Genomic DNA, 17,025 nt, shown 5'->3' with positions numbered 1-17,025 from the left:
TCTACGCTGTTATATTACCATCAGCGGAAATAGGAATTTCCTGGATGATTTCGTTATATGATATAACGCTAACATTTGGTATATTAGGCAAAAGCCATCGCGCAAAATAGAATCTTAAAGGAGAACTACATAATATTACAGGATTATATCCCTGCATAATCTGTGATTCTAATTGCTGACTTATATTGTTTAATAAATTATTTGACATTTGTGGAGATAGAGCCAATGTATAGTTTCCACCATATTCAATTGTATAATTGTTTAGATTGTTTTCAAGGTTTTTATCGAGAACTAATACGTGTAAAACACCATCTCCAGATTTTAAGTTTTCACAAATCTGTCTTCCTAATGCACTTCTTACACCTTCAACTAAAGAGACTAAATCTTTTATTTCATTGTTTCCAAGTTCTGTAAGTTTTTCAAATATAATAGGAAGATTTCTTATTGAAATTCTTTCATATAGTAATTCTTTTAATACATTTCTAATTTCAAATGTTTTAAATACAAGAGGTGTAAGCTCTTCAACAAGAGAAGGTTCTTTTATTCTTAGACCTTCAATGAGCATTTCTGTTTCTTTGTTTCCAAGAATTTCGTGTGCATATTTCTTGATTATTTCTGATAAATGAGTTGCAAATACACTTGGTGAATCAACAACGGTATAACCTGCATTAACAGCATCTTCTTTTTGTTCTTCATCTATCCAGTAAGCATCGAGATTAAATGATGGTTCTTTAGTATGAATTCCTGCTATTTCTTCAGTGGCCATACCAGAATTTATCGCTAAAAGCTTGTCAGGGAATAATTCAAACCTTCCTACTTCAACGCCTTTTAGTTTTATTACATATTCATTTGCACTTAATAATACACTATCTCTAACCCTAATAGGGCTTATTACAATACCAAGTTCGTAAGCGATTTGTTTTCTCACCATTGTTATTCTTTCTAATAGATCTCCACCCTGAGATGGATCGGCCAAAGGTATTAATCCATATCCAATATCTATTTCAAGCACGTCGCTTTGTATTATTTCGGACACTTCTTCTGGTGAAGTTAAAGGTGGTCCTGATGGTTTTGGGCCACTACCGCTACCGCCAGATGTTCCACCACCCGGTTCTCCGCCAGAAGGTGTAGCACCACTGCTTTCAAATGTTTCTCCAGATGGACCACCAGCGGTAACCGGTTGTTTGATATAGCCTTTGGTTGTTAAATAAGCAAGTAATAAAATACCTCCGCCAAGTATTAATGAAGGCGCAACAGGTAAAGGTGTTGCAATTCCTAATAACAGAATAACTCCACCGGTTAAATATAATACGCGTTTTTCTGAAGACAATTCTCTCATTAAATCTTTTCCAAGATTTTCTTTTGAAGCCGCTCTTGAAACTACTATACCTGTTGCTGTAGAGATTAATAAAGCAGGAATTTGTGCAACGAGTCCGTCACCTACGGTGAATAAGGTATATAATTGTGCGGCTTCTCCCATGCTCAATCCCTGTTGTAAAACACCTATTGTTAAACCACCGAGGATATTTATTATGGTTATAATAATGCCAGCTACTGCATCACCTCTAACGAATTTTGAAGCACCATCCATTGCACCGTAGAAATCTGCTTCACGTCTTATATCTTCCCTTTTTTGCTTTGCTTCTTCTTCGGTAATGATTCCAGCGCTTAAATCAGCATCTATACTCATTTGTTTACCAGGCATAGCATCAAGTGTAAATCTTGCTGCTACTTCTGCAATTCTTTCTGCACCACGTGTAATAACAACAAATTGAATTACTACGAGTATAAGGAATATAACAATACCAACAACATAATTACCTCCAACAACAAAATCACCAAAAGCTCTTATAACTTTACCTTCGAAATTTTTTCCTTGAAGAAGAATTAATCTTGTTGAGGTAACATTTAGAGATAATCTGAATAATGTTGTTATAAGCAATAAAGTTGGAAAAGCAGATATTTCAAGAGGATTTTTAATGTACATTGTAACTAATAACAGGATAATGGCTAAGGTGATATTAGCCATTTGCAAAAAGTCCAGCATAAATGCTGGTATAGGAATAACCATTAATATAACAATTCCAACTATTAATAATGGAACAGCTAAATCTATATTTTTAAGGAAATTACCCAATTTATTTCACCTTCTAAACATTTTTTAGAACAGCAGTTAGTATTTTTGCTACAATTGCGTACATTTCTTCAGGGATTTCATCACCTATCTCCACAGTTGCATATAATTGTCTTGCTACAGGAGGATTCCTGATAATAGGTACTTTACTTTTTATAGCTATATCTTTTATTCTAAACGCAATTTCATCAACACCTTTTGCAACTACAACTGGAGCTGAATGAGTTTCTTCATCATATTTTAATGCAACTGCGTAATGAGTAGGATTTGTAACAACTACAGTGGCTTTTGGAACTTCTTTCATCATGTTTTCGTTGATAATCTGTCTTAACATTCTCATACGCTGTCCTTTGATTAAAGGATCACCTTCGACGTCTTTCATTTCTTCTTTTACTTCCTGTTTTGTCATTCTTAAATTTTTTATGTAATCTCTTTTTTGGTACCAGTAGTCAAATCCACCAAGTATTAACATTAGAAATCCCAGTTTAAAAAATACTTCAAGTATAATGGAAACCAGTGTATTTAATGCAGTGGTTGTATCTGAAAAGGGTAATCCTATTAATACATTCCATTTACTTTTAATAATGCTATAGGAAACGTAAGCAACTAATGAGATCTTTACTATAGACTTTAAAAGTTCAAATAAAGTTTTCATTGAGAAAATACGTTTAAAACCGCTAATAGGGTTTAATTTGTTAATATCGAATTTTAAAGCACCAGGTGCAATTAAAAATTTTGTCTGCAACATACCGAGTATCAAACTTGTTAATGCAGCAGAAAAAAGGAATGTGGAAACTTTGAAAAATAGATCTTTTTGTTGAAGTATTAATGTAAGTAAAGCATTTTCATCCAAAAATGATGTATCAAGAGTTAAATATCTTTGAAAAGCTGCTTTTAGTCCAATATATAGTGATTTCGACATTACAAAAAATACGCTTGCCACAGCTAAAAATGAAAAAGCAGTAAGCAATTCCCTCGAAACAGGGACGTTCCCTTCTTTTCGAGCTTCCTGTAATCGCCTTGGTGTAGGCTCTTCTGTTTTACTTGGATCAGCGAATAATTGAAGATTTATTTCAAAATCATATTCATTAAGGAGTTTATCCATTTTACTATCTCCACCATGTTATTATTGAATATTTCAACCCATACGTCTATTATTGTTATTAATAGAATTGTTCCTACAATTATATTTAAAGGAATTCCAACTATAAATACATTTACCTGTGGAATCATTCTTGAAACTATTCCAAGACTTAAATTTACAAATAACATAAATGCACTCATTGGAATTGATAGTTGTAATCCAATTTCAAAAACTTTTCCAAACATGGATATTATTTCAGGGAAAAAATGTGTATTTATAGAAAAAACTAAAGGGATATTTGAAAAGGAATTTATTATTGTCTGGAATAATACAATATGCATTTTAAATGATAAGAAGGCAAATATTCCAATTAAAAAAGATAATTGCCCTATAATAGGAGATTCTTCTCCACTTATTGGATCAAATATACCAGCCATTGCAAATCCCATTTGAAATGCAAAGAATTGACCGGCGAATTGCAAAGCCGCAATGGGAATATATGAAATTAATCCTATTAATATTCCCAGTAACATATTGATTAATAATATTGTTATTAGATAGAATACAGGTAAATCTGTAATTGTTTCATTTACTAAAGGTAATGTAATCCAGGATAGAAATAAAGCTGAGAAAACCTTTAACTTTGCTGGTATAGTTCTTGATCCTATAACTGGAGCCGAAATTGTCATTCCGGCAATTCTAAAAAATATTATAGCCCATACCCAGAAACGGGTTTCTAAAAAGGTTACCACATCCATTTTAAATCATCCCAAAGTATGTTGTTAATATTCTAAATGTAAAATCCATGATTTTTTGAGCGATCCATCCAAATAAGAGGCCAACAACTAAGAAAGTAATAATAATTTTAGGAGCAAATGTCAGAGTTTGCTCATTTATAGAGGTTATTGTTTGAAATATACTTATAATTAACCCTACAGCAAGACTAACCAATAATATTGGAGTTATAACTGTTAAAAAAACAGATATACCATCTCTGAAAATGTCAATAAAAACTTCTATAGTCAAGATTATAGACCTCCTGATGTCTGGAAGCTTCTTATTAATCCGCCAATTAATAAGTCCCATCCATTTACAAGTATAAATAGTAATAGTTTAAATGGCATTGATATCATTATTGGAGGTATCATCATCATACCCATGGATAAAAGAATACTTGCAACTACCATATCAACTATTATGAAAGGTATATAAATTAAAACCCCCATTTTAAAGGAGATTTCCAGTTCACTTAAAGTAAATGCGGGGATTAATATTTCAGGTGGTGTATCGTTTATATTTTCAACTTTTTTATTTACGCTTGAAGCTAACATAAATATGTTATCCTGATTATGGTGAGCAACTATTTCATTGATCATAAATTTTTTTACTGGTTCCCAGGTTTTTTCAAAAAATTCTGTATATGAAATTTTTTCTTCGGTATATGGAATAACAGCATTTTGATATATGTCATTAAACACAGGTGTCATTATTAAAAATGTAAGTATTAAAGAGATCCCTATTAATACCTGATTTGGTGGTGCCTGACGACTTCCCATGGCTGTTCGTAAAAATGAGAGCACTATTACAATTCTCATAAATGATGTAAACATCATTATTAAAGATGGAGCAAGAGTTAATATTGATAATAATAACAAAATTTCCAGTGTTGGAATTAATGTGTCAGGGCCAGGAGTTCCGCCACCAATATCAATATTTATTTCAGGTATAGGAACTGGTTCTTGAGCAATACCTGTTACAAAAATTAGTAAAAATATAGCTATTATGAATTTTTTAGAAAGAAGTTTTCTCATTTTCTTTTTTCTCCCTTTTTAATGCTCCAACAAATGAATCCAGAAAATCTCTTTTTCCTTTTAGTATTTCAGAAAGTTTTTCATAATCTATTTTATCCAGATAAGCTATAGAATTATGATTGGATAATACTAAATAATAATCATCCAACACTTTTATAATATTAAGTGTCATATTATGGTCTATATAAAATTTTTTAACAACCCTAACCTTTGGTGTTGTGATTACCCCTTTGTTAATCAATTTTTTCTGGATGAATATTAATAGGAATATAAATATAACAAAAAAGAATAATAATAAAAAAGCCCAGATTGTCCAGTTGGTAAGATTAGTAGTTGTTGTTGCAGTAGATGAAAAAGTAAGGGGCGTTTTAATCACCCCCTAACAACTTTTTGTATTGCTTCTATAACCCTATTTGCCTGGAATGGTTTAACAATAAAATCCTTTGCACCAGCCTGTATAGCTTCTATAACCATTGCCTGTTGTCCCATAGCACTACATACAATTATTTTTGCAGCAGGGTCCTGTTTTTTTATTTCTTTTATTGCCTGAATTCCATCCATTACAGGCATTGTAATATCCATTGTAACTACGTCAGGTTTTAATTCCATGTATTTGGTTACTGCATCCTGACCATTTGCAGCTTCTCCTACAACTTCCATCCCCGCTTTAGTAACGATGTCTTTTAACAACATTCTCATAAATGCAGCATCATCTACAATTAAAACTTTAATAGCCATTTATAAAGCACCTCCACAATATGTTTAAATTTTATTTTGTTTCCAATGATTCAAATAACTTTTCAAGATTTAAATATACAATAAGTCGATTGTTTATTTTTAAAACACCATTTACTTTCCCAACGAATTTACCGCTTTTTGCAGGTAAAACATCAAGTTCCTCATCATCAAAAGAGATAACATTATTTACTTTGTTTACCAAAATACCAATTTCTTCTTTTTCGTGTTTCATTATTATAATACTATCAAAAACAATATCTTCTGGTACTTCTAAATCTAATATTTTTGTTAAGTCAAATACAGGAACTATACGCCCCCTTAAATTAACCACACCTTCAATAAAGACTCTTGAGTTAGGAACAGGTGTAATTTCTTCTTTTTCTATTACCATTTCAACATAATCTACGTCAATTCCAAATTCCTGATTAACAACTTCAAAAGAAAGTATTTCCTTTTGCATTATATCACCCCATTATTGTTCGTTTAAATTGGTTATATCGAGTATCAAAGCGATTCTACCGTCACCAAGTATAGCGCCACCACTGAATTCTTTTACACTATTAAGATATTTTCCAAGTGATTTTATAACAATGTCATCCTGTCCAAGTAAATTATCAACTACAACACCATATTTTCTATTTGCTGTTTTTACAATAACAATTTTTTCAACAAAATCTTCTTCTTTTGGAGGCATTTTGAATAATTCTCTTAATCTAATAAGAGGAATTATTTCGCCTCTTAATACAAATACTTCGTTACCCTGAACAATTCTTATTTCTCCATCTGTAATTTTTTGTGTTGTATCAATGTTTGCAATTGGAATTGCATATACATAATCGTCAAGTGTAACTAATAATACCTGAATAATAGATAATGTAAGAGGTAATCTTATGGTGATTTTTGTTCCAACATCTTTTTTGGATGATATTGTAACAGAACCATTTAATGATTCTACTACTGTTTTTACAACATCCATTCCAACGCCACGACCTGATAAATCAGTGGCCTGTTTTTTGGTTGAAAATCCTGGAAGGAATATAAATGAGAATACTTCTTCATCGCTCATTGTTGGTACCATTGCAGGGTCAACAAGTCCTTTTTCAATGGCTTTGTTTGCAATAAGGTCTCTGTCTAAACCTCTACCATCATCTTCAACGCTTATTACAACACCATCGCCTTCATGCCATGCTGAAAGTTTAATAGTTCCAACTTTAGGCTTTCCTTTTTTAATTCTTTCTTCTACAGGTTCTATACCATGGTCTATTGAGTTTCTTATTAAGTGTACTAATGGATCGCCAATTTCATCAACAACTGTTCTATCTAATTCTGTATCTTCACCTTCTATAATTAATTCAACATCTTTTCCTAATTTTTTAGATGTGTCTCTAACAAGTCTTGGGAATCTGTTGAATACAAATGCAATAGGTATCATTCTTATTTTCATAACAATGTTTTGTAAATCAAGGGTGATTCGGCTTAAATTAGCTAAACTTTCATCTACTTCTTTGATTTCGTATTTTCTTAAAGTTTCAGTAATTCTACTTCTTGAAATAACCAATTCAGCCATTAAGTTCATTAATTGGTCAAGTTTTTCTATGTCAACACGTACTGATTGTAATTGAATTTTCTTCTTTTCGTGTGTGGTTGAAGATGTTTTTTGAGTAGAAGAACCTGAATTTTTTGCCTGTTTGCTGTCTTCTTTTTTATCCTCACTTTTTACCTGTTTTTCAAAATCGGAGTCTTCAAATTCATTTACGGCAACGCTGGCAATTTCAGAGATTTGCATTATGCTTTCTCTTATTTCGTCAGCTGTTTTATTTACAATAATTCCAAGTTGAATTTCAAGATCGAATTTTTCATCTTCAATATCCTGAGATGAAGGATGTGTATAGACAACTTCTCCACCAAGATCATCAATTTTATGCAATACCATAAATGCTCTTGCTGATTTTAACTGAACATCTTTATCAAATACAACAGTAATGAGATAGAATTTTAAACCTTTTTCTTTAGCATTTTCATATAGATGTTTAAGTGATTCTCTTGTAATATCATCTAAATGAGATAATTTTGATTCTGAATCTTCAGAATCCTCAGAAGTGGAAGTTGTTTCACTAACTTCTTCTGATTTTGTTTCAGAGCTTTCTCCACCACCAATTTCTGCTTTTTCTGCATATTCTGTTAATGCATTTATAAGTTCGTCAAGAGAAGAGAGATCACCTTTACCGCCATTTGATATGTCGGCAATACTTTCTGTTAATGCATCTAATGTTTTAAATAGTAAATCAATTAAATCTTCAGATACTTTTGTTTTTCCTTTTCTTATTTCGTCAAGAAGGTTTTCCATTTTATGAGAAACCTTTGCAATCTTATCAAAGCCCATAGTTCCAGCCATACCTTTAAAGGTATGCATAACTCTAAAGATTTCATTGATTTTTTCCATATCTTCAGGGTTGTTTTCTAAGTCTAACAATTCGTCATTAAGACGTTGTAAGTTTTCATTCGCTTCATCAATAAATACGCTTAAATAAACGTCCATATCTCCCATAATAAAACCTCCTAAAGGAATATTTTAATAAATCTTATTATCGAGTAGTATACAGCTTTTTCGCGGATAGTTTCTCTATCTCCTGAGAAAAAATGTTTTTCAGATAGGATCAGATCTTTATTCTTTGAATAAAAGCCAAACCACACGGTACCTACTGGCTTTTCTGGCGTTCCGCCGCCTGGCCCTGCAATTCCGCTAATTGATATAGCGTAATCGGTGTTAAATTTAGAGCTAACATTTTTTGCCATTTGTTCCACTGTTTCTTTACTTACAGCACCATATTTTTCAAGTGAATTTATATCAAGAATATTTTCTTTAATTTCATTTGAATATGCGATAATAGCACCTTTAAAAACCATAGATGATCCTGGAATATCGGTAATTATTTTGGATAAAAGACCACCTGTACATGATTCAGCAAAAGATATAGTCTGTTTCAATTCTTTTAGTTTATTATATAAATGTAGAGCAGGATTTTCGGGTATAATATAATCCTTAATTTTTTTGTTTTTATGAATTTTATCTATAATCGCTTCATTATCTTCTTTTATTATAACAGAAGGTCCTATTGATAAATTTAGTTTTGTAGAATATTTTATATCTTTTAGTTCTTTTTCGAGAATAGACATTAAATTTGATTCGGTAATTCCGTGAAATTGGATTTTGGTAAAATTTCTGGGTGTTGTCTTAAATTGTAAAAAAAAGTTTATTAGATGATTGTTAAATATATTAATAGCTTCTTTTGGAGGACCTGGTAATATTATATAATATATATCTTTTTCTTTAATCAATTGCCCTGGGGCACTTCCTAATTCATTAGGTAAAATTTTTGCATTATCAATTATATAGGCCTGTTTTTTTAGTAAAGGATTAATAGATTTCCCTGCTTTTTTATATCTTTCCTGAATTGTTGTACAGAGTTTTTCATCATATTTTAAATCTTTATTTAAAAATTTTGCAACAGCTTCCCTGGTTAAATCGTCTTCAGTGGAACCTAAGCCACCAGTAATGATAATGATATTGTTTTTTTGTTGAACAAGGAATTTAAGGCCATTTATAATATTTTCAATATTATCTGCAACATTTATATGGTAAGTTATATTATATCCTAACTGATTGAGTTTTTGAGATAGTTCTTTAACGGTAATATTGGTAATATCACCTTCTATTAGTTCATCGCCTGTACTTAAAAAGCCTATTTTAATATATATCACTCCCATATAATTCTTACTTATATTTTACCACAAAAATCGAAAAAATTGACAATAAAATTTAATTGGAATATGTAAATAGGTATGATTTTGTTATATGTGAAAAGTATCGGTAATTTTTAAAAGAAAAAACTCAGATTAATCTTTTTGTGAAATTAATACAATTATGCTTTTTGGTGAAACTGGATAAAACTGTTCGTTGTAAATTTCCGGTATTTCTAAAAAGTCATCAGGACTATTCAGGTTTGTATCGATTATTCTATACCACTGTTTATTTTGAAGTTTTGGAAGTTCAAAGTTTAATGTATCGGTGTAAAAATTCATGGCTACATATATATCATTGTCTTCAGGGGTATCTGGATCATTATAATCAGAACCGCTAATCATAAAAGCAAGAGTTCTGGAAAAGTATGAAAAGTCAGGATTAAATAATTTTACACCATGCCATGTTATATCTGGAATTCCATCACCTGTGTAATCTCTACCTGTGAAGAAATGTTCTCTTCTAAGTGTATGATGTTTTTTTCTAAAAGTTATTAATAATTTTAGAAATCGATATATATCATTAAATTTTTCTTTTCTACTCCAATCAACCCAGTTTTTTATTGTATCCTGACAATAGGCATTATTATTTCCGTATTGGGTTCTACAGAATTCATCACCCATATATATCATAGGTGTTCCCTGAGAGAGCATTAATATGGTGAAAAAATTTTTAATTTGCTTTTTTCGTAAATTTATGATATTGATATCATCTGTTTCGCCTTCTACACCATAATTATAACTATAATTGTCGTTGGCTCCATCTCTGTTATTTTCGCCATTTTCTTCATTGTGTTTTTCATTATAAGAAACAAGATCCCATAATGTAAAACCGTCATGTGATGTAATGAAATTAACACTTACTACAGGGGATTTGTTTCCATATAAATCCTCACTTCCTGCAATTCTACAGGCTATTTCTCCGACCTGGCCTTCATCACCTCGCACAAATTTTCTTACTACATCTCTGAATTTTCCATTCCATTCAGCCCAACCCTCAGGAAATGCGCCTAAAAAGTATCCTCCTGCGGCATCCCAGCCTTCTGCAATAAGTTTTGTTCCTGAAATAATCGGATCTTCTGCAATATCTTTTAATAATGAGAGATCACCAATCCAATTGCCGTTTTGGTCTCTTCCCAATATTGCAGCCAGGTCAAATCTAAATCCGTCTATATGCATTTCTGTAACCCAATATCTTAAACTATCTATAATTAGATTTTTTACAGCTGGATGATTGCAATTTAATGTGTTTCCACAACCGGAATAATTTTCATAATACCTTTTATTATTTTTATTTAGAACATAATATATTTCATTATCAATTCCACGAAATGAAAGAGTTGGTCCCTGTTCATTTCCTTCTCCTGTGTGATTATAAACAACATCAAGAATAATTTCAAAGCCTTCTTTATGAAGTTTTTTTACAAAATCTTTGAATTCAAAAACCTGTTCTCCTATTTTTATTCCTGTGGAATAATTTCCAGTTACTGCAAAAAAAGCAAGAGGATTATATCCCCACACATCTTTTAATCTTTCACCAGTTATTGGATTGGTTCTGGCGATGGAATCTGGATTAAATTCAAAAACAGGCATTAATTCAATAGCATTAACTCCCAATTCTTTTAAATGATCTAATTTTTCAAGAATACCTTTAAATGTTCCTGGGTTTTTAACTTTTGAATTTGGATTCATTGTAAATAATCTAACGTTCATTTCGTATATTATTAAATCTTTAAAGGGTATATTTGGGCGTATATCATCATCCCAATTATATTTTGTATCGTTTATAACAATTGATTTTGTAGGACTTACAGCAGAATCTAAAGTGGAAAAAGAAAGATCGAGTAATGGAGAAATTCTATCGTATCCGTATACACTTTCTTCATCCCAGTTATATGAACTTGAAATGGCTTTTGCATAGGGATCAGATAAAAGTTTATATTTATTGAAGCGTTTTCCATTTTTAGGATCATATATGCCATCAATTCTCCAACCATAGAATTGACCATGTTTTATTCCATGTATATAAATATGCCATGTATTTCCTGTTTTGTTTTTTTGTGGATCAAGAATGAAGATGTGAGAAGGTTTTTCATCATAAAAATTTTGATATAATTCTAAAGTTACAGATTCTCCATTTTTTGAAAAAATAGCAAAATTAACTCCTCCTGGATCAACTGTTGCACCAGGTTTTGGATATCCTCTTGAAGTTTTTAATTTTACAGAAGAATCTGGATTGTCGTAATAAAAATCATTGTTTTTCATGTTTTATTATTTTTATCCTCCATAGCTTTTTTTAAGGCTTTTTTTACTTCAATATCCTCGTTTTTTAATTCTTTGATTAAATCACCTATTGTCCAGTTAACATTTACCTTTGTTGTTGTTGCAAAGATTATTCTTGGTAATCCTTCAGTGTTTTTTATTGCTTTCATTATTTTATTTATTTCCTCGCTGGAAAAACCATTTAATATTATAGTTGGCGTGTCTTTTATTTCATCATACATTTTATATTCCTCCTGTTCAATCTTGATAACATTATAATTATATCATAAATACAACATAAAGATAAATTTTTATTAAATTTCAAGTTCTTTGAAAAATTTAAGGTTTACCTTTTTAGGTAAAAATCCGGATTTTTTATCGTTTTTTTCTATTTTGCCTTCGTTGATTTTGAGAACTTCTGCCATTATTTTCTTTATTCTTTGAGTACAAAATTCACCCTGACAAAAACCCATAGTTGCTCTTGTTCGACGTTTAACAGCATCGACAGTTTTTATAGGGATTTCCCGTGTTAATGCATCTATAATTTCTTTTTTGCTTACCATTTCACATCTACAAATTATTTGATCAGGAGAATCAATATTAAGCATATTATTTACTTCTTTATATGAAAGGTTCTTTTTTATTATAATAGGAGGTCTATATGGATCAAAATCATTTTTCTTTAATAATTTTAGACCAGAATTTTTCAATATATTTATCACCATTTTTGCAATAGCTGGTGAGGATGTCAAGCCAGGTGATTCTATTCCAGCAACGTTTATAAAACGTTCTTTTGTTTCTTCTATAATAAAGTCTCCAGTTGAAGGTGTAGGCCTTATTCCGGAAAAAGAAGTTAAAACTTTTCGTAAATCTATTTCAGGAACAGATTTTCTTGCGGTTTTTATTATATATTTTAATGTTTCAATATCTGTACCTGTATCGTCTTTATCGGTATTTTCATCAGCATTTGGCCCAATTAGAAGATTTCCATGATATGTTGGTGTAACAAGAATTCCTTTTCCTTTTTCTGTAGGGGTTTGAAAAATAACTCTATTTACTATTTTTCCATATCCTTTATGAAAAAGTATATATTGACCTTTTCGAGGTTTTATATAAAAATTTAGAATGCCAACCATATAAGCGATTTTATCGCTATACACTCCTGCTGCATTTATAATATATTTTGCTTTATAAGAATCTTTAGAGGTTTTTATGTAAAAGTGATCTGTGCTTTCTGATATATCCAGAACTTCGTTTTCCAGTTTTAATTCAACACCATTTTTTATTGCGTTTTCAGCTAATGCTATTGTAAACTCATATGGTGAGGTTATACCAACATCTTCAGCTAATAAGGCGATTTTTGCATTTCCGTTTATGTTTGGTTCTAAAGATAAAATTTCATCTGTATAGATAATTTTCATGTCATTAACTCCGTTTTTTAATCCATTTTCGTATAATTTTTGAATATTTTTTTCATCGTTTTCATCAAATCCTAATACTAAAGCTCCAGTTTTTTTATAACCGAAATTTAATTCGTCATTTAATTTTTCATATAATTTATTTCCTTCAACGCATAATTTTCCTTTTAATGTTCCGTGTTTTGCAGCATATCCTCCATGAATAATACCGCTATTCGCTTTTGAAGCACCATTGCTTACATCGTCGCTTTTTTCGAGTAATAAGATTTTTAAGTGGTATTTTGATAACTCTCTTGCAATAGCGCAACCTACTACTCCTGCACCAATAATGGCTATATCATACATAATTATCCCCCCGTAAATATATATTCAATTTGAAGTTTCATTGTATTGGAAAAAATAAAAGCTTGTTCAAGCAACTTGAGTGCTAATCTTCAAAAATTCTCTTTGAAAGTAGAAAAATAATATTCTCTCATACGGCAAGAATTTTTGATCCTTGTTCTATAAAAAACACTCCTAAAAAGGTTCCTTCAGGCGGTGAAATTTCTTATAATTGTGAAAAATAAAAACTCTTTCAGACAACTCGAACGCTGATCCTCAAAAACTGCTCATATTCGCGGGGTCGCTTAGATTCTGCATCCCTGCAGAAGCTGCGCTCAAAAAAACATCCTGTTTTTTTGACCCTCTCCATTCGCAGTTTTTTCGGGCGTTCTTCGAGTCTTCATTCGTTTTTATTTTTCACAATATTTTTGTTGTTCCGGCTCAAGCAATATCTTCGTTTGGGAAATTCTTAGTCTTTGTTCGTATTATTTTTTTACTTTCATCTTTTCATTTATATTTAAGAAAATAGTTAGAATAATGTGAGCGAAAACTTGAAAATTTTTGAGGATTAGAATTTTCTACCGTTTGAGCGAACATTATTCGTACTATTTTCTTCACCAGTTATTTTTATTTTTTACAACTGTCCTATAATGCCTGTTGTAAAAAATCTTCGTTCTGGTTAGTTTTATTACTTCTATTATACAACAAAAAAGCGCAGGATTTTAATCCTGCGCTTTTTCTGGTGGCGGCGAAGAGACTCGAACTCTTGACACTGCGGGTATGAACCGCATGCTCTAGCCAACTGAGCTACGCCGCCATATAAAAAATGGTAGCGGGGGTAGGATTTGAACCTACGACCTTCGGGTTATGAGCCCGACGAGCTACCAGGCTGCTCCACCCCGCACCACGTAATTTCCTTCTCTATAAATAAAATGGTGCCGAGGGAGGGACTTGAACCCTCACGGGTGTCTCCACCCAACGGATTTTAAGTCCGCAGCGTCTGCCAATTCCGCCACCTCGGCAACCTTTCTGGTTGAAAAACCATGATTATTCTACCATCTTTTTCCCTTTTTGTCAATACTTTTTTCGTTACAAGTTTTTGAATTTGTTTTTTTCGAAGTTTATTATTAATTCGTTTGGGGTGGTATCTGCAACTATTTTTCCATTATTTAAGATAATAACTCTGTTGCATATGTCTAAATATCTAAAGAGATTTCTTGTTGCAAATATTAGAATTCTATTTTGTTTTATTTCATTAATCACATCTTTTATACGTTTTAATAACGAATCATCTATATGATCTAAAATTGAATCAAACATGAAAACATTTGGATTTCTTGCAAGTGAGATAAATAAAAGCAAAGATAATTTATCCGCTGATGACCAATTTGATAGATTATCATAATATTTTAAATTACTTAAATCGAGGAATTTATCAACAAGATCCAATCTTTTTAATAAAGAAATGTGTTCATAGGATAAATTTTGTGGACTTACTCCTAAAGATAACTTCAGGAGTTCTTTTAAAGTTATGTAATTTAGATTTTGTAAATATTGCGGTTCAACATATGTAATATTACTTCTTAAATATTTTTTATCCTGTTCTCTAACGTCTTTTTCACCAAATTTTATTTCACCTTTTCCGTAAACGTTTTCAAATAATTCCTCATTTAAATGTACAAAAGCTCTTAAAAGAGAGGATTTTCCAGAATTTCTCTCGCCATATATTAAAACAGAATCATTTGGATATAATTCAATATCTATAGCTTTTAGCACTTCTTTATTATTCATATATAATGAAAAGTTTTTTGCGGTTATTAATGGGGTATCTATATCATAAATCACGTTTTCACCCTTTTGATTTTATTTTATCTGATTCTGACTCCTTATTTGCATTTTCTATGGAATTAAAGAATCTTTTTTTAGTAAAATCCTTTAAAACTTCTTCATTTTCAATATCTTTTAATGTTTTAAGAAAATCGTATTGAGATAAGATGTTTATGTTCTTCTTCTGATAGTCCATATATACACCTCCCATTAGTAGGTCTATATATATAATAATACAAAAATATATACATTATTTTGAAGTTATATTTATTTTACAAATACAAAATGTAAAAATTTCTTTTTATGCTTCTATGTAAAATATAATACAGGCATAATTTATCAATAGTAATTTACTTTTGAATAAGTAGAATAATGTTAGGTTAATAAACCAATACTAAATTATTAATTTCGAAAAATAGGTGTTTGAAAGAATAAGGTAAAAGAATTTTAATAAAAAAGTGCTTGACAAATTCTATAAGTTATTGTATAATCTATACGGTTTTGCTGACGCCTGCCGAGGTGGTGGAATCGGCAGACACGCATGGTTGAGGGCCATGTGGGAGTTTATCCCGTGCGGGTTCAAGTCCCGCCCTCGGCACCAAAAAACCGGCTGATTACTCAGCCGGTTTTTTTATTTTTTTCATTATGCTGTTTTTGTGATTTAATAGAACGACTATTCCACCAATTAATAAAACGAAATAATAAATACTAAATCGCCATAATACAATTGTGGCATTTAATTTATGAATATTAAGTATATCTTTGAATAATAATAAGAATATTCCTTCTGCACCACCAGCGGTTCCCGGTGTTGGGATTATTGATGAACTAATCTGTGTGATAATAGAACGCGAGATTGTATTTAAAGAGATGTTTATTCCGTATCCTTGGAGTATAATTGGTAAAACCATGAAAGAACAGGAAAATTGGAGAATACTTAAGAATACAATTAAAGTTATTTTTTTGAAGTTTTTAGCTTCTTCTTTGAATATTAGTATGAATGTTTTAACCTTTTCTATTATTGTATCTATATATTTTTCTGGATTTTTTAATAAACCAATTTTTTTAAGAAGGTTTGCAAAGTATAGTGTTGTTTTTATTGAAGCGTTTTGGTTAATTATATAAAATATTATTAAAAATACAGCCAGTAAATTTAATAACGTCCCAATTATAGAGGCAATTATAACATCTATATTTAAATAGAGTATGGAGTATATGGTTGAAAAAACTCCAAAAGAGGCCAGAATAATTTGAAATAAAAATGTTTTGAATAATATAATAGCTGTAGCTCTTGCAGGATCTATTCCGAATCTTGAGATGTATAAAATTTGAATAGGTTGGCCTCCAGTATAAAATGGAGTTAAATAGCTATAAAATTGACCTATCAATGTAAAATTTAAAGCATGTTTTATTGAAATATCTTTTAATAATATTTTTATTATAAAGCTTTCAATAAACCATTTTAATATAATAACTAACAATGCGATTAATAAAAATTTCCAGTTAAAAAAAGCAAAGGCTTTTATATTTTCATAAAAGCCTGTAAAACCTGAGATTAATATATATAATGTAATAGATGTAATGAAAGCAAATAAAAATCCATATAAATACTTTTTCATGATTAACAGC

Annotated in this window: 16 protein-coding genes and 4 tRNA genes; 1 reads left to right on the top strand and 19 read right to left on the bottom strand. The window is 30.7% G+C overall.

Features of this window, described 5'->3' with window-relative positions; translation table 11 throughout:
- Nucleotide 1: 1 nt before the first annotated feature.
- From flhA to MARPI_RS11080, 18 genes are all read right to left on the bottom strand, one after another.
- Complete coding sequence (flhA, locus tag MARPI_RS03560; protein ID WP_014296229.1) at nucleotides 2-2,137, bottom strand: flagellar biosynthesis protein FlhA; 2,136 nt, start codon at nucleotides 2,135-2,137, stop codon at nucleotides 2-4.
- A gap of 13 nt (nucleotides 2,138-2,150) precedes the next feature.
- Nucleotides 2,151-3,239, bottom strand: coding sequence for a flagellar biosynthesis protein FlhB (flhB, locus tag MARPI_RS03555; protein WP_014296228.1), 1,089 nt, complete (start codon nucleotides 3,237-3,239; stop codon nucleotides 2,151-2,153).
- Nucleotides 3,203-3,976 (bottom strand): flagellar biosynthetic protein FliR, encoded by a 774-nt coding sequence (gene fliR / locus MARPI_RS03550; RefSeq protein WP_014296227.1) that lies wholly within the window; start codon nucleotides 3,974-3,976, stop codon nucleotides 3,203-3,205. The genes flhB and fliR overlap by 37 nt, the downstream gene beginning before the upstream one ends.
- 1 nt (nucleotide 3,977) lies before the next feature.
- Nucleotides 3,978-4,244, bottom strand: a complete 267-nt coding sequence (fliQ, locus tag MARPI_RS03545) for a flagellar biosynthesis protein FliQ (protein ID WP_014296226.1) — start codon at nucleotides 4,242-4,244, stop codon at nucleotides 3,978-3,980.
- 2 nt (nucleotides 4,245-4,246) lie between these two features.
- Entirely contained in the window at nucleotides 4,247-5,029 is a 783-nt protein-coding gene (fliP, locus tag MARPI_RS03540) for a flagellar type III secretion system pore protein FliP (RefSeq protein ID WP_014296225.1), read from the bottom strand.
- Complete coding sequence (locus MARPI_RS03535; RefSeq protein ID WP_014296224.1) at nucleotides 5,010-5,405, bottom strand: hypothetical protein; 396 nt, start codon at nucleotides 5,403-5,405, stop codon at nucleotides 5,010-5,012. The genes fliP and MARPI_RS03535 overlap by 20 nt, the downstream gene beginning before the upstream one ends.
- Entirely contained in the window at nucleotides 5,402-5,767 is a 366-nt protein-coding gene (locus tag MARPI_RS03530; RefSeq protein WP_014296223.1) for a response regulator, read from the bottom strand. Before MARPI_RS03530 ends, MARPI_RS03535 begins: the two co-directional genes overlap by 4 nt.
- Before the next feature lie 31 nt (nucleotides 5,768-5,798).
- The gene (locus MARPI_RS03525; RefSeq protein WP_014296222.1) at nucleotides 5,799-6,227 is read right to left on the bottom strand and encodes a chemotaxis protein CheW; all 429 of its coding nucleotides are present in this window, start codon (nucleotides 6,225-6,227) and stop codon (nucleotides 5,799-5,801) included.
- Between the two features lie 12 nt (nucleotides 6,228-6,239).
- Complete coding sequence (locus tag MARPI_RS03520) at nucleotides 6,240-8,315, bottom strand: chemotaxis protein CheA (protein ID WP_014296221.1); 2,076 nt, start codon at nucleotides 8,313-8,315, stop codon at nucleotides 6,240-6,242.
- 11 nt (nucleotides 8,316-8,326) lie between these two features.
- Entirely contained in the window at nucleotides 8,327-9,535 is a 1,209-nt protein-coding gene (locus MARPI_RS03515; RefSeq protein ID WP_014296220.1) for a nicotinamide-nucleotide amidohydrolase family protein, read from the bottom strand.
- A gap of 129 nt (nucleotides 9,536-9,664) precedes the next feature.
- Nucleotides 9,665-11,833, bottom strand: a complete 2,169-nt coding sequence (gene glgX, locus MARPI_RS03510; RefSeq protein ID WP_014296219.1) for a glycogen debranching protein GlgX — start codon at nucleotides 11,831-11,833, stop codon at nucleotides 9,665-9,667.
- Entirely contained in the window at nucleotides 11,830-12,072 is a 243-nt protein-coding gene (locus MARPI_RS03505) for a DUF3783 domain-containing protein (protein WP_014296218.1), read from the bottom strand. The genes glgX and MARPI_RS03505 overlap by 4 nt, the downstream gene beginning before the upstream one ends.
- Before the next feature lie 72 nt (nucleotides 12,073-12,144).
- Nucleotides 12,145-13,593: an NAD(P)/FAD-dependent oxidoreductase gene (locus MARPI_RS03500; protein WP_014296217.1), complete on the bottom strand. Its 1,449-nt coding sequence runs from the start codon at nucleotides 13,591-13,593 to the stop codon at nucleotides 12,145-12,147.
- A gap of 716 nt (nucleotides 13,594-14,309) precedes the next feature.
- Nucleotides 14,310-14,386, bottom strand: a tRNA-Met gene (locus MARPI_RS03495).
- Nucleotides 14,387-14,396: 10 nt separating this feature from the next.
- Nucleotides 14,397-14,473: transfer RNA gene (locus MARPI_RS03490), tRNA-Met, on the bottom strand.
- Nucleotides 14,474-14,502: 29 nt separating this feature from the next.
- Nucleotides 14,503-14,591: transfer RNA gene (locus tag MARPI_RS03485), tRNA-Leu, on the bottom strand.
- 67 nt (nucleotides 14,592-14,658) lie between these two features.
- Nucleotides 14,659-15,414, bottom strand: coding sequence for an ATP-binding cassette domain-containing protein (locus tag MARPI_RS03480; RefSeq protein ID WP_014296216.1), 756 nt, complete (start codon nucleotides 15,412-15,414; stop codon nucleotides 14,659-14,661).
- A gap of 4 nt (nucleotides 15,415-15,418) precedes the next feature.
- A complete protein-coding gene (locus MARPI_RS11080; protein ID WP_014296215.1) occupies nucleotides 15,419-15,592 on the bottom strand; it encodes a hypothetical protein in 174 nt (57 codons plus the stop codon).
- Between the two features lie 317 nt (nucleotides 15,593-15,909).
- On the opposite strand from MARPI_RS11080, the gene MARPI_RS03475 reads away from it, so the two are divergent.
- Nucleotides 15,910-15,997 (top strand) — tRNA-Leu (locus MARPI_RS03475).
- Nucleotides 15,998-16,010: 13 nt separating this feature from the next.
- Here the strand turns inward: MARPI_RS03475 and MARPI_RS03470 are convergent.
- Nucleotides 16,011-17,015, bottom strand: a complete 1,005-nt coding sequence (locus tag MARPI_RS03470) for a lysylphosphatidylglycerol synthase transmembrane domain-containing protein (protein ID WP_014296214.1) — start codon at nucleotides 17,013-17,015, stop codon at nucleotides 16,011-16,013.
- Nucleotides 17,016-17,025 lie beyond the last annotated feature (10 nt).

It is taken from the genome of Marinitoga piezophila KA3, from assembly GCF_000255135.1.
Taxonomy (GTDB): domain Bacteria; phylum Thermotogota; class Thermotogae; order Petrotogales; family Petrotogaceae; genus Marinitoga; species Marinitoga piezophila.
Note: the sequence above shows the minus strand (reverse complement) of the source record. Positions and strands in the feature narration are given on the sequence as shown.

Excerpts from the sequence above, each read along its gene's own strand:
- flhB (WP_014296228.1), bottom strand. The coding sequence starts at position 3,239 with ATGGATAAACTCCTTAATGAATATGATTTTGAAATAAATCTTCAATTA.
- fliR (WP_014296227.1), bottom strand. The coding sequence starts at position 3,976 with ATGGATGTGGTAACCTTTTTAGAAACCCGTTTCTGGGTATGGGCTATA.
- fliP (WP_014296225.1), bottom strand. The coding sequence starts at position 5,029 with ATGAGAAAACTTCTTTCTAAAAAATTCATAATAGCTATATTTTTACTA.
- MARPI_RS03530 (WP_014296223.1), bottom strand. The coding sequence starts at position 5,767 with ATGGCTATTAAAGTTTTAATTGTAGATGATGCTGCATTTATGAGAATG.
- MARPI_RS03525 (WP_014296222.1), bottom strand. The coding sequence starts at position 6,227 with ATGCAAAAGGAAATACTTTCTTTTGAAGTTGTTAATCAGGAATTTGGA.
- MARPI_RS03520 (WP_014296221.1), bottom strand. The coding sequence starts at position 8,315 with ATGGGAGATATGGACGTTTATTTAAGCGTATTTATTGATGAAGCGAAT.
- MARPI_RS03515 (WP_014296220.1), bottom strand. The coding sequence starts at position 9,535 with ATGGGAGTGATATATATTAAAATAGGCTTTTTAAGTACAGGCGATGAA.
- glgX (WP_014296219.1), bottom strand. The coding sequence starts at position 11,833 with ATGAAAAACAATGATTTTTATTACGACAATCCAGATTCTTCTGTAAAA.
- MARPI_RS03505 (WP_014296218.1), bottom strand. The coding sequence starts at position 12,072 with ATGTATGATGAAATAAAAGACACGCCAACTATAATATTAAATGGTTTT.
- MARPI_RS03500 (WP_014296217.1), bottom strand. The coding sequence starts at position 13,593 with ATGTATGATATAGCCATTATTGGTGCAGGAGTAGTAGGTTGCGCTATT.
- MARPI_RS11080 (WP_014296215.1), bottom strand. The coding sequence starts at position 15,592 with ATGGACTATCAGAAGAAGAACATAAACATCTTATCTCAATACGATTTT.
- MARPI_RS03470 (WP_014296214.1), bottom strand. The coding sequence starts at position 17,015 with ATGAAAAAGTATTTATATGGATTTTTATTTGCTTTCATTACATCTATT.